General features: G+C 65.8%; 11 protein-coding genes. 1 reads left to right on the top strand and 10 read right to left on the bottom strand.

All coding sequences use genetic code 11. From position 1 onward, the window contains the following. Positions 1-10 precede the first annotated feature (10 nt). The gene (locus tag C6A77_RS10305; protein ID WP_114169372.1) at positions 11-1,387 is read right to left on the bottom strand and encodes an L-serine ammonia-lyase; all 1,377 of its coding nucleotides are present in this window, start codon (positions 1,385-1,387) and stop codon (positions 11-13) included. A 146-nt stretch (positions 1,388-1,533) separates the two neighbouring features. On the opposite strand from C6A77_RS10305, the gene C6A77_RS10300 reads away from it, so the two are divergent. Continuing rightward, positions 1,534-2,475 carry a LysR substrate-binding domain-containing protein gene (locus C6A77_RS10300; RefSeq protein WP_114169371.1) on the top strand — a complete coding sequence of 314 codons (942 nt, stop codon included), beginning with the start codon at positions 1,534-1,536 and terminating at the stop codon, positions 2,473-2,475. A 646-nt stretch (positions 2,476-3,121) separates the two neighbouring features. Here C6A77_RS10300 and C6A77_RS10290 read toward each other — a convergent pair. From C6A77_RS10290 to C6A77_RS10250, 9 genes are all read right to left on the bottom strand, one after another. Then, positions 3,122-4,543, bottom strand: coding sequence for an undecaprenyl-phosphate glucose phosphotransferase (locus tag C6A77_RS10290; RefSeq protein WP_114169369.1), 1,422 nt, complete (start codon positions 4,541-4,543; stop codon positions 3,122-3,124). Between the two features lie 143 nt (positions 4,544-4,686). After that, on the bottom strand, positions 4,687-5,436 hold the full coding sequence (locus C6A77_RS10285) for a WecB/TagA/CpsF family glycosyltransferase (protein WP_114169368.1): 750 nt from the start codon (positions 5,434-5,436) through the stop codon (positions 4,687-4,689). Further along, positions 5,436-6,623, bottom strand: a complete 1,188-nt coding sequence (locus C6A77_RS10280; protein WP_114169367.1) for a glycosyltransferase family 2 protein — start codon at positions 6,621-6,623, stop codon at positions 5,436-5,438. Before C6A77_RS10280 ends, C6A77_RS10285 begins: the two co-directional genes overlap by 1 nt. Further along, the gene (locus tag C6A77_RS10275; RefSeq protein ID WP_114169366.1) at positions 6,620-7,822 is read right to left on the bottom strand and encodes a glycosyltransferase family 4 protein; all 1,203 of its coding nucleotides are present in this window, start codon (positions 7,820-7,822) and stop codon (positions 6,620-6,622) included. Before C6A77_RS10275 ends, C6A77_RS10280 begins: the two co-directional genes overlap by 4 nt. An 11-nt stretch (positions 7,823-7,833) precedes the next feature. Further along, positions 7,834-8,781, bottom strand: coding sequence for a DUF535 family protein (locus C6A77_RS10270; RefSeq protein ID WP_114169365.1), 948 nt, complete (start codon positions 8,779-8,781; stop codon positions 7,834-7,836). 9 nt (positions 8,782-8,790) lie between these two features. Beyond that, positions 8,791-9,768 (bottom strand): glycosyltransferase, encoded by a 978-nt coding sequence (locus tag C6A77_RS10265; protein WP_114169400.1) that lies wholly within the window; start codon positions 9,766-9,768, stop codon positions 8,791-8,793. A gap of 5 nt (positions 9,769-9,773) precedes the next feature. Then, on the bottom strand, positions 9,774-10,298 hold the full coding sequence (locus C6A77_RS10260) for a serine acetyltransferase (protein ID WP_114169364.1): 525 nt from the start codon (positions 10,296-10,298) through the stop codon (positions 9,774-9,776). Between the two features lie 8 nt (positions 10,299-10,306). Further along, entirely contained in the window at positions 10,307-11,263 is a 957-nt protein-coding gene (locus C6A77_RS10255) for a glycosyltransferase family 2 protein (RefSeq protein WP_114169399.1), read from the bottom strand. A 196-nt stretch (positions 11,264-11,459) separates the two neighbouring features. Continuing rightward, complete coding sequence (locus tag C6A77_RS10250; protein ID WP_114169363.1) at positions 11,460-12,926, bottom strand: GMC family oxidoreductase; 1,467 nt, start codon at positions 12,924-12,926, stop codon at positions 11,460-11,462. Positions 12,927-13,095: the final 169 nt, after the last annotated feature.

Raw genomic sequence — 13,095 nt, 5'->3', positions numbered from 1 at the left:
AGTGCTTTACTCAGCACTCGACGAATGCCACAGCCAGGCCGCCGCGTGACGTTTCCTTGTAATTGGCATGCATGTCCGCCCCGGTATCACGCATGGTGCGGATTGCCCGATCGAGCGAGATGAAATGCTCGCCATCCCCGCGCAACGCCATCTGCACGGCGTTGATCGCTTTCACTGCGGCAATCGCGTTGCGCTCGATGCACGGCACCTGCACCAGGCCGCCGACCGGGTCGCAGGTCAGGCCGAGATTGTGCTCCAGGGCAATTTCAGCGGCATTTTCCAGCTGCGGCGGCGTAGCGCCCAGCAACTGGGCCAGGCCGGCAGCGGCCATCGCACAGGCCGAACCCACCTCGCCCTGGCAGCCGACCTCGGCGCCGGAAATCGACGCGTTCTTCTTGCACAGGATGCCGACCGCGGCGGCCGCCAGCAGGAAGTCCACCACATCGGCGTCGCAGGCGCCCGGGTTGAACTTCATGTAGTAATGCAGCACCGCCGGGATGATGCCGGCCGCGCCGTTGGTGGGCGCGGTGACCATACGCCCGCCGGCGGCGTTCTCTTCGTTCACCGCCAGGGCGAACAGGTTGACCCACTCCATGGCACTGAGGGTGGAGCCAATCACGTTGGGCTTGCCCAGCTCCTGCAGGCTGCGGTGCAGCCGCGCGGCGCGGCGCTTGACCTGCAAGCCGCCAGGCAGGATGCCTTCGTTGCGCAAGCCGTTGTCGACGCATTCACGCATTGCTGCCCAGATTTGCAGCAGCCCCTCGCGCACTTCGGCTTCCGGGCGCCAGGCGCATTCGTTGGCCATCATCAGTTGCGCCACGCTCAGGCCGTGGGCCTTGCACAAGCTCAGCAACTGCGCCGCACTGTCGAACGCGTACGGTAACGTCACTGCATCCCCTGCGGCTTGGGGCGCATCGACCTCGGCCTGCTCGACAATGAAGCCACCGCCCACCGAATAGTAGGTCTGGCGCAACAGGCTGGTGTGCCCGTCCAGGGCTTCCAGGCGCATGGCATTGGGGTGGTACGGCAGGCTCTCGTCGAGCAGCAGCATGTCGCGGCTGTATTCGAATGCCAGCGGCTGGCTGCCGTCGAGCAGCAGGCAATGTTCCTGCAGCACCTGGCCAATGCGCGAGTCGATGGTGGCCGGGTCGATGCGGTCCGGCCACTGGCCCATCAGCCCGAGCAGGCAGGCGCGGTCGGTGGCATGGCCGACGCCGGTGGCCGACAGCGAGCCATAGAGCCGCACCTCGACCCGGCGGGTGCTGGCCAACAGGCCCTGTTCGCGCAGGGCCTGGGCAAAGGTCGCCGCCGCCCGCATAGGGCCGACGGTGTGGGAACTGGACGGCCCGATGCCGATTTTGAAAAGGTCGAAAACACTGATAGCCATGCTAATGCCTGACCGTGCTGCCGAGTGACGCTGCGGCACGGTTATCTGAAGAAATTGAGCGGTATTGCGATTTTGCGCGATACTGCCGCGCTGGCTCATGGATGACCAACGAAACTTCCTAAGCAAGCCTTTAGTGGTACTAAACGATGCGACGTCAACTCAGTGGTCAGGTGTTCGTCTGGCTCCATGTGTTCGCCTGTGCGGCGCGGCACCTGTCCTTCACCCGCTGTGCCGATGAACTGCACATCACCCCGGGCGCGGTCAGCCAGCAGATGCGCCAGCTGGAAGAGCGCCTGGGCTACCGGCTGTTCCTGCGCCGGGCCCGTGGTGTGGAGCTGAGCGCCGAAGGGCAACGCCTGGCGCAGACCGTGGCCGACGCCTACGGCAGCATCGAAGCCGAGCTGCTGCGCCTGGACGCTGGCGAAATTCGCGGCACCTTGCGCCTGCGTTCGATCCCCTCGTTCCTGGCCAAATGGCTCACTCCGCGCCTGCCGCGTTTTCAACAGCGCTACCCGGACATCGAGTTGCGCCTGGTCGCCGAAGACAGCGCCCAGGCGTTGACGCCGGGCGATTTCGACCTGGCCATCGACCTCAACGACGGCAGCTACCCCGGTATGCTGTCGACGCCGCTGCTGGACGAGCAGATCTTCCCGGTGTGTTCCCCTGCGCTGCTGCGCGGGCGCCCGCCGCTGCACGGGCCGGCGGACCTGGCGCACTACCCGCTGCTGCATGACATCACCGCCTGGCGCGGCAGCTCGGAATATGCCGAATGGGAGTTCTACCTGGAAGGCATTGGCGCCGCCGGGCTGGATGTACGACGCGGGCACACCTTCAACCGCAACCACCTGACCATCGAGGCGGCGATTGCCGGCATTGGCGTGGCGATTGCCCGGCGCACGCTGCTCAACGACGAACTGGAGCGCGGTGCGCTGATCGTGCCGTTCGGGGTGCCGATCGCCAATCACAAGCGCTACGTAGTGCATTATCCGCCGGGCGGCTTGAACCAGCCGGGGGCGCGGGCGGTGCATGACTGGCTGGTGGAGGAAGCGCGCGGGTTCAGGGAGCTGCACCCGCTGAACAAGGACTGAGCCAGCCGCTGCGGTGGATGGCACCGGCTGCGCCGGTGTTCGCGGCTAAAGCCGCTCCCACAGGCACAGCGTCAGCCCGAGGTTTGCGCGGGTCCCTGTGGGAGCGGGCAAGCCCGCGAAGCAGACGACGCGGTGGATGGCACCGGCTGCGCCGGTGTTCGCGGCTAAAGCCGCTCCCACAGGCACAGCGTCAGCCCGAGGTCTGCGTGGATCCCTGTGGGAGCGGGTTCACCCGCGAAGCGGACGACGCGGTGCATGGCACCGGCTGCGCCGGTGTTCGCGGCTAAAGCCGCTCCCACAGGTACAGCGTGAATCCAAGGCCTGCGCGGTATCTGTGGGAGCGGGCAAGCCCGCGAAGCAGACGACGCGGTGCATGGCACCGGCTGCGCCGGTGTTCGCGGCTAAAGCCGCTCCCACAGGTACAGCGTGAGCCCGAGGCCTGCGCGGGCCCCTGTGGGAGCGGGCAAGCCCGCGAAGCAGGCACGCGGTGGATGGCACCGGCTGCGCCGGTGTTCGCGGCTAAAGCCGCTCCCACAGGTCAGTGTGAGCCCAAGGCCTGCGCGAGCCCCTGTGGGAGCGGGTTCACCCGCGAAGCAGGCGGCGCGGTGCATGGCAGTGGCTGCGCCCTTGGCGTTGACCATGTGGCTCAATAAGCCTGCTTGCCGGTAAACGCATTCAGCGTGCGCAGCAGAATCACGAAGTCCAGCCACAGCGACCAGTTGTTGATGTATTCGATATCCGAATCCACCCGCTGGATCATCTGCTCGATATCCCGGGTCTCGCCCCTGAACCCGCGCACTTGGGCAAGGCCGGTCATGCCCGGTTTGATGTTGTGCCGGGCAAAGTAATCGACGATGTCCTGCGAATACAGCGTGTCATGCTGCAAGGCATGCGGCCGTGGCCCGACCAGCGACATTTCCCCGGTCAGCACATTGAACAGCTGCGGCAGTTCATCCAGGCTGGTGCGGCGGATAAAGGCACCCACCCGGGTCAGCCGCGGGTCGTTCTTCTGCGCCTGCCTGAGCACACCCTGCTCAGGCTGGTGGACATGCATGCTCCTGAACTTCCAGATACGGAACGCCTCACCGGTCCAGCCGGTGCGCTCCTGGCGAAAGAACACCGGGCCGCGGCTATCGAGCTTGATCGCCAGGGCAATGGCCAGCAATACCGGCGAGGCAAACAGCAGGATCAGCGCGGCCAGCACCCGGTCTTCGAGGTTCTTGAGGAACAGGCTCATGCCGGTCAGCGGGGTTTCCGACAAGGTCAGCACGGGAATCCCGGCGATTTCCCGCACGCTGTGGTTGATCAGGCGCAACGAGAAGATGTCCGGCACCCAATTCACCGCAATGCACTTGTCCAGCAGCTTGAAATACACATCGTTGATGACCTCGGAGCCGCCCAGCGGGGTCACCAGGTACACCGTGCGAATACCGTGCCGGGCGACGATGTCGTCCAGCTCGGCGACATGCCCGAGCACCGGCAGGCGCTGCTTGCCTTCGCCACTTTCGCAACCGGTCTCGTCGAGCCTGTCGATCAGCACGCAGCCGAGCACCCGCTCACCAAACCAGGGGTTGTTACTGATTTTCTGATACAGGAAGTTGGCCAGGTCACCGGCACCGATGATCAGCGCATTGTCCAGGCGCGCATGGGCCGTGAAGCGCTTTTGCAGTTCACGCACGGCAAAGTGCAGGAACAGCTGGGCGATGTAGCCAATGATGAACAACTGCACGACCAACAGCCGTGAATAGGTTTCGCTCTGCTTGGTCAGAAAAGCCATGACCACCAGGAAACAGAAGGTTGCCGACCAGGCCTTGAACAGGCGGAATGCCTTGATCGAGAGCCCGACGTTAGTGCGGTAGATCGCGTAATGGTCGTAAATGACGGCCAAGGCGCCGACCAGCAACAGCAGCATGATCACGTAATCGGAGGTGATGTAGCCGAACTGATCGTAGATCAGGTACCAGGCGATACTGGTGACTGCGATGCCATCGAGCCCGGCCTGAATGGCGTTGCTTACGCTGCTTCTTCTCTGCAGCAAGGAACGACTGGTTCTGGGCTCGAAAACCATTTCAGACCTCATCAGTTCGCGCGGGACAGACCTGGGGCAAAACCAGTAAAACAGGATCGAGCAGCTTCCGAGCCGTTGATCTCACTGTAGCAGCCACTCGCCATCAGCGCGCCCGAATCACCCCGGTGCCCTTTCTGACCGCTTCATACTGTTCGCCTGGCCGCCTGGCCCCGCCGGTACAGCAGGGTGCGCAGCAGGAACAACGGGTTACCCAGCACATAACGCATGAACAACCGCTTCGGCTCGCGCAACAAGCGGTAGACCCATTCACCGCCCAAACGCCGCAGCCACTGCGGCGCCCGGCTGACCTTGCCGCCGAGAAAGTCGAGGATCGCCCCGCCGCACACGATCAGGCACGGCCCGCCAGTGGCGGCCAGCCTGGCGGCCACTGCTTCCTGTCGCGGCATGCCCATGCCCAGCACGATCAGCTCCGGTTGCTGTTGCCTGGCCAATTGCAGATAGGTTTCGACGCTGGCAAAGCCATCATGGACCGACACCGGCAGCAGGCCGTACAAGGCTGCGCTGCGCTGCACGGCCTGGTCCAGATACGGTTGCCGAGTACCCCAGAATGCCACTCGCCGCCCGCGGTAGGCCGCCATGAGCCTGGGAATGAAGTCGGTGCCATTCATGTTCAGCCCGGGCGGCAGGCCCAGGCGACGATACAGCATGGCCATGCCGGAGCCGTCGCGCAGCAGCACATCGGCCGCCGACAATGCCTGGCAATACGCGCCATCGCGCACCACCAGGTTCATTGCATGGGCATTGACGAAGCCCAGCACGGTTGCGCCTTGCGGGGCGCTCAGGCGCTCCAGCAGGCGCTGCGCCGCCGCGTCATCGGCCACCCGCTCGAGCTTGTCGATCAGGGTATGCCAACGTTTCTGCCATTCAGCCATCAGTCTTCATCCCGTTTCGAACGCACCCATTCCACTTGGCGCCTGAGCAGAAACCCCAGATACAAGGGGACTTTTCTTGCAGCGTAGAACGGCGCATACAGCAGCACCGAAAACGGGATCAGCGCGCGACAGAAGCGCGCCCAGGCCAGCACCACCGCAAGGCCCAGCACTGCCAGCGCGAACAGGGCGAGCCACGCCGGTGCCGCCACATCGAACAGCAGGTAGGCAAGCCAGGCCACCAGGTTCAGCCCGAGCAGGGCCAGCACCAGTAACGCCAGGGGCGGCACCAGCAGGTCCAGGGCCATGGCCAGCAAGCGGCCGTTGCGCTGGGTGATCGCGACCAGTGCACGCCGGGGCGCATCGCTAAGTATCAGCCCAAGGTGGCCGTGCTCCCAGCGGGTGCGCTGGCTGGCCAGACCTTGCTGGCTGGCAGGGAACTGGCTGCTGACCACCGCCTCGGGGCAGAACACCGGCGGCTTGCCCTGCTGGCACAGGTCCAGGCCCAGCTTCACATCTTCCACCAGGTGCCCATTGGCCAGGTCCACTGCGGCCAGGTCAGGCCAGCCGAACGCCATGCCCGAGCCCATCAATTGGCAAGGCAAGCCAAGGCGCGCCCAGCCACGCGGGCGCACCAGGTTCTTGACCTGCCAGGCGAACGCGGCAACCTGCACTTTCAGCCCGGCACCTGCCGGGGCATGCATCAGGTACAGCGCCTGCACCGGGCGCGCCACTTCAGCGTAACGACGCGCCAGGCGCTCGATTGCCCCCGCTTCGACCCGGCAATCGGCATCCACCACGATCACCACCTGCGGCGGCTGCAGGGCCAGCTGGCGCACGCCGAAGTCCAGGGCGTAACCCTTGCCGCGCAACCGCGCATCGACGCGCTCCAACACTTCGGCGCCGGCCTCGCGGGCCAGCTGCGCCGTGTGGTCAGTGCAATTGTCCGCCACCACCAGCAAGCGGTCGCCAGGCTGCAACTGGGGGGTGATACTCGCCAGCGTGGCAGTAATCATCGAAGCCTCGTCATGCGCCGGAACCAGCACCGCCAGCTGCGGACGCGCGCCCTTGCCTATTGGCTGCGCCCGGGTCGGCAGGCACGCCAGCAGTACCTGCACCAGCAGCAGCAACACCGGCGGCAGGACGATGAGCGCCAGCAGGCCGAGCAACCCCGCCAACACCCCGTTCATGCGGATGCCTCGAAGTAGCCGGCCAACCGCGCTGCCTCGCTGTCGATGTCGTGCCGTTGCAGCACCCGCTGCCGGGCCGCCTCGCCCATGCGCTGCAGCACGTGTGCAGGTTGCGCCAGGCAATCGGCCATCGCTGCCGCCAGCTCGTCGACGGCGCCGGCGGGGAATAACCAGCCGTTCTCGCCCGCCTGCACCAGCTCGGGGATGCCTGCCACGTAGGTGGTGAGCACTGGCCGGCGCAGGGCCATGGCCTCCATGATCACCACCGGCAGGCCCTCGGCAAAGCTGGGCAGCACCAGCGCACGGGCAGCGAGAATTTCCTCCCGCACCTGTGCGCTGCCGACCCAGCCGGTAATGCGCACCTGCCGGTGCAGGCCATACCGGGCCACCAGGGCCTCGATCTGTTCGCGCATTTCTCCGTCGCCGGCCAGCACCAGCTCGAAGGCGATCGAGCGGCCGGCCAGTAGCCGTGCGGCCTCGAGCAACAGCAACTGGCCTTTCTGTTCGCACAAGCGGCCTACACACAGCAGGCGCGGCGCCACGGGCACCGCGACCGCCGGCACGTCATGGAAGCTACGCTCCAGGCCGCAGTGCACCACCTTGACCTTGGCCCAGTGCGCATGCGCGACCCAGCGAAACAACTGGCTGCGCCCGTACGAGCTGACCGCCGCGACAAAAGCCGCACGCCGGACCTTCTCGCCCAGGTGCAGGAACTGCGGCTTGTCGAACTCCTCCGGGCCATGCACGGTAAAACTGTAGGCAGGCCCGCCCAGCAGGTTGGCCAGCATCACCACCTCGGTGGAATTGGTACCGAAATGGGCATGCACGTGCTGCGCCGCGCCCGCCCGTAACCACTGCAGCACCTGGCAGGCCTCGGCCAGGTAGGCCAGGTGGTAGGGCCAGGCGCGGTCGGCCCGCCACCCCAGGCGCAGGGCCAGCCACAACGCCTGGCAGAACCGCCCGGGGTGCGCGCGCAATACTTGCCAGGCCGGTGCCAGCAAGCCCTTGATGCCGCGCCGCAGCACATAGCGGGTCTTGTCCCGCTCGCTCGCGTCCTCGCTGTCGTGCACTTCGGCGTCCCAGCCGCGCAGGGCGATACGCTGCACCTCGAGCCCCTGGCGCTCCAGCGCCAGGATTTCGCGGCGGATGAAACTGTGGCTGACCTTCGGGTACTGGTTTATCAGATAAGCAATGCGCATAAGCACCCCGATCAACACCCGCGTAGTGAAGTTTCAGACTGGCCGCGATGACCGCCGCCTGGCAACGCACCCTGCAAACGCCGGAAAACATCGTCGAGCAACACCTGACGGCGGCGGTACATCGCCCGTTTCTTCGCCGCAACGTCCTGTGGCGCCCGTTGCGCCGGGGCCAGCGGCAGGGCAAAAAAGTCCGCATGGCCAGAGGCGGTGGCGCCGTGTTCCTGCCAGATCAGATCGTAATCGGCCGCCAGGTCCTGGCCTTTGTCGCTGCCGAAGTACGGGTGCCGGTGGTGGCGGCAGGCATCGCGCACGGCATACAGCTGCGCCACGCCCAGCGTCCTGGCCAGGCACTTCAACGCTTCGAGCAGCAGGCTGCGGGGGCGCAAGCCCTCGAAGTGCTTGGTCAGGTCGCGGTAGATGGCCAGCGAGGTTTCGCTGTCGACACCTTTGTGAATGCCTTGCACGGCGCCGATGAACAGGCACAGCTGGCCCTGGCTGCGGCACAGGGTGAAGGCCAGGGACGCCACGCGCAGGTCGCCCTGGAACAGGTTCAGCACCAGTTCGCCTTCACGCTTGAACCACATCGGCCGGTCGAGCACCAGCCGGCAGCCCGGGGACTGGGGCAACTCGCACAAGGCCAGGCTGTCGTTGCGGCCCAGCAGCAGCAACCCCGGAAACTGCCCGGCGACCACCTCGAAGTGCGAAGCCAGCACCTCCAGGCGCTGCGGTGCCTCCCAGCAGCTGCTGATATAGGGCCAGTGCACCACACCGATGCAGTCCACGCCCAGCCGGCGCAACCGTTCCTCACCCAACGCTGCCGTCAGGCGCTGCATGCAGGCCTGCAGTTCAGGCCATTGCCGGGCCATCTGCCGCGCCAACCTGAGTTTGTTGTTCAGCGCCCGCAACGAATAGCCCGGTTGCAAGGTGAACACGCTTTTCACGATCGTGCCGAGCATCACGCGCCTCGCTCATTTGTACTCGATCAACGCCGATTTGCCGGCCGTCAGGCGCTGGCGCAGGAACTTCAACTGGCCGAGCATCTCGGGGAACTTGGCCAATACCAGGAATACCGCCTGAAGCCAGTTCTCCCGCGCCGACTTGCCGCCACGGCGCGCCAGGCGCACGGCCTGCAGCGGGTAAAGCAGCAATAGCAACAGGCCCCAGCCGCCCGCCGCCAGGCACGCCAGCACGGTTGCCAAGGGGATGCCCAGGCCCCACAGCCAGGCCCGGCGCGACTCGCGGCGCCAGTGCCGTTCCGGTGCCTGGCCGTGCAGGTAGGCGCCCTCGGCGTAGGCATGGCCGGCCCGCAGGCTACGCCGCCACCACTGGCTGAAACGGGTCATGGCGGCGTCGTGCAGGGTCATTTCGGCCGCCAGGCGCCAGACCTTCCAGCCTTGCGCGCGCAGGCGCACGCACAGTTCAGGCTCTTCACCGGCAATCAGCCCCGGGCGGAAGCCGCCGACGGCTGCGAAGGCCTGCACCCGCATCAGCGCATCGCCGCCGCACGCCTTGGCCTCGCCGATGGGGGTGTCCCATTCCAGGTCGCACAGCAGGTTGTACACCGAGCGCTGGGGGAAGCGCTCGCGGCGGCGGCCACAGACCACCGCAACATCGGGATGCGCGTCGAGAAAGGCCTGCGCCGTGGCCAGCCAGCCGCCCGCCACCTCGCAGTCACCATCGACGAACTGCACCAGGCGCATCGACGGCAACAGCCGCTGCAAGGCGGCAAAGCCTTCATTGCGGGCGCGCGCGGCGGTGAACGGGGTATTGATGTCCAGCGCCAGCACGTCCACCCCCAGGCTGCGCGCGAACTGTTGCGAGCCGTCGGTGGAGCCCGAATCGACGTAGACGACCCTGTCCGCCGTGTGCAGCAGCGAGTGCAGGCAGCGCTGCAGACGCGCGCCTTCATTGCGGCCGATCACCACCACCCCGACCCCGCTCGCCATGCGGCTCACTCGACCGGCACCGTGGCGGCCGGTGGCCGTGGCTTGACGGTGGCCGGCACCCCCACTGCCAGCGAGTTGTCTGGCACATCCACCAGCACCACGGCGTTGGCGCCGATGATCACATCGTTGCCAATGCGGATGCTGCCCAGCACCTTGGCCCCGGTGCCGATATCGACGTTGTTGCCGAACACCGGGGCAATCGGCTCGTTGACGTTCTTCAGGCCCACCACCACGCCGTTGCGGATGCGGCAGTCATCGCCAAAGCGGGCGTAGCCACTGATGACGATGCCGCCAAAATGGTCGATGACGAAATTGCGGCCAATCTGCGCTTCGCACGGCAGCTCCACCCCGGTGATGATCTGCACCAGCTTGAACAGCACCTTGTACAGAAGCGAACACAGCTTGCGCAGCAATGCCGGGCGCACGCCATAGCGCCAGCGGCCGAAGCGGTACACCAGCAGTACCCAGAAGCCTTGGGCGCCCCAGTCGCCACCATGGGCGCGCAGGTCGGCACGGATATTCTCGAACATGGCTCCACCTACCTTGTCGGTTGGCTGGCGTACCGGGTCTGGAACAACAGCGACCAGGTCACCCGGCAGTGCCGCCAGCAGGCCTGTAGCGCGCCCCGGCCGCGTCGTTTCAACAGCGCCTTGACGGCCAGCAGCAGGTCGCCCAGGGTGACCAGCAGCATGTGCAAGGCAAGCCCCGCCAGCCCATGGTGCTTGCGAAAGTACAGCAACTCGCTTTCGATCTGGTACGACGAGATTTGCCGGCTGGCGGCGTCCAGTTCGGCTACCGACTTCGAGCTCTCGCCGCCGATGTGCACCACGGTGGTGTGCGGGTAGAACACCACTTTCCAGCCCGCCGCCTTGACCCGCTTGCAGTGGTCGACTTCTTCGTAATAAAGGAAGTAGCGCGGGTCGAACAGGCCCACCTGGTCGAGCACTTCGCGGCGCACCAGGTAGAAGCAGCCAGGCAGCCAGTCGCACTCACGAACCGATGCGTGGTCCCAGTTCATCTCGTCGACCATCTTCAAGCCCGGGAACAAGCGCCCCAGCCCGGTGCGTGCGACGAACACGTTGAGCGGTGTGGGGAAATAGCGGCAACTGGGCTGCAGGGCGCCGTCGCGGCCCTCCAGGCGCACGCCCAGCACGCCGCACTCGGGGTGGGCGTCCATGTAGTCGAGGGTTTTCTGCAGGGAATCGCTGGCGACGAAGGCATCGGTGTTCAACAGCAAGGCGTACCTGCCTTGCAGGTGCGCCAGCAACTGGTTGTTGGCCCGGCCGAACCCCACATTCTGCAGGTTGCTCAGCAGCAACGCTTGCGGGCACACCTCGGCCAGGCGCTGCAGCGAATCATCGACCGAGGCGTTGTCCACCACCAAGTAGCTGGCCAGCCGCTCGCTGTCGGCCCGGCGCAGCGCATCGAACATCGGCTGCAACAGCCCGGCGGTGTTGAAGTTGACCACCATGACGTCCACCGGTCTGCTAGCCATGGTTGCCGTCCCCGACGATGCACTGGCGCCGTTGCGCCATCCGCCCGGTTGCATGGCCATACCGTGCCACTGCCTTGCGTAGCCATCCGCTCATGCTGCCCGCCTCCCGATCACGCCTGTGAACTGTCCCCGCGGCGCATCCGGTCTCGTTGTCGTGGTTGCTGACCGTCGCGCGCGCACCCGTGTGGAGCCTGTATCAACCAAGCGCACCCCTGGCCGCGTTCATCCTGGCATCGAGGTGGTCAGCCAGGCGTAGCGCAAACTGCAACAGCGGCATGGTCGGGTTCGACGCACCGCCGGTGGCAAAGATGCTGCTGCCGGCGATGTAGAGGTTTTCGGTACCGAACACTTTGCAGTCGCTGTCGACAACGCCGAATTGTGCCGAGGAAGCCATGCGCGTGGTGCCCATGTGGTGGGCATGTGGCGACAGCTTCAGCGGTATCGAGGTGTCGTAGACGAAGTCGTTGAGCTTGACGAAACCCAGGTTCATGTCGGCCCATTGCCTGGCCAGTTCGCTGCCGATGCACTTGATGGTGTGCCGGTCATCAGCGCTCAGCGCCCAGTTGACATTGACCTTGGCCACGCCCAGTGCGTCCTGCTCGTCCAGCAGCGAAATGCGGCTGTGCAGGTTGGGGAACTGCTCGATCATGGTGCTGATGACACCGTCACCGGGGCAGCTGAACTTGGCGACGAAGGCGATCTTGCTGGCGACCCCCATGTCGCAGGCCAGGTTCTCCAGAAAATGCTTGACCTCGGCGGTACGGCCGTAGGTCTGCACATCGGCCAGCAAGGCGGCGCGGACATTGCCTTTGCCGGCCTTGTATTCGTCGACGAAAGCATCGCTGGTGTAGTACTCGCGCGGTTCCGGGGCCAGCCCCGATTTGAGGATGAACGTGCCAAGGTCGATGTTCAGGTGCTCCATCAAGCAGCCGCCGACCAACCCGTCCCGGCTGACGATGCCCGCGCTCAGCAGCGATTGGCTATTGAGCAGTTGCCGGGCATTCTCTATGGCGCCGGTGGCCAGGACGAAGTTGCTCGCCAGTAGGCGCTGGCGGTTGCGCTGGTAGTCGCTGAGGACCACGGCGGCGAGCCGGCCGGAGGCCGGGTCGAACTCCAGGTCCACGCAGTTGCAGTGGATGAACAGGTCAAGGCCTGGGGTTTGCTCGAGGGCGGTGGCGTACTTTTGCGCGAAGCGGGTTGGCGGGCTGAGCAGAAAGCGGTCGGGCTCGAATTCGCCGCCGTCCAGGCCGCTGTTGAGCGCCTGGAAGTCCGCCCCGGGCGGCAGGTCGACGATCGCCATCGCTGCCGGCAGGTAGCGGGCGATTTCGGCATAGGGAATCGGCCAGCCCGGCAAGTTGCCAGGCGGCGCAATGGCGAAGTCCGAGGCGCTGAACGGCCGGCAACGGCCGGCCCAGTGGTTGGAGGTGCCGCCCAGGTAACGCAGGCGGGCTTCCTGCGGGTACAGCTCCAGGCCGCTGGACTGGCAAGCGTACAGCGCTTGCGAAAGCGCCGAATACTCGCGCCCGCCGCCCTCTGCGACGAGTACGCTCCAGCCGGCGGCAGCCAGCCGCAGCCCCAGCGTGATGCCTGCCGGGCCGGCGCCAATGATGCACACGTCATAGTGCTGACGCAGGGTATTCTGCTGCTGGTAATCGAGGATCATGCTTGCGGGTTCCGGAAGTAACGCGACGGCAACACCCAGCCGTTGATCACCACGAACCCGGGTCGCTCGCCCCGGTCGCTGGCGTTGCCCGTCGCAGCACCGAACAATGCCCTCCCGACCCCCAGCAAGACACAGCTCTGAACAAACCCCCTACGCCCCAATTGCGCAG

The organism is Pseudomonas sp. AFG_SD02_1510_Pfu_092, assembly GCF_003331055.1.
Taxonomy (GTDB): Bacteria; Pseudomonadota; Gammaproteobacteria; order Pseudomonadales; family Pseudomonadaceae; genus Aquipseudomonas.
Note: the sequence above shows the minus strand (reverse complement) of the source record. Positions and strands in the feature narration are given on the sequence as shown.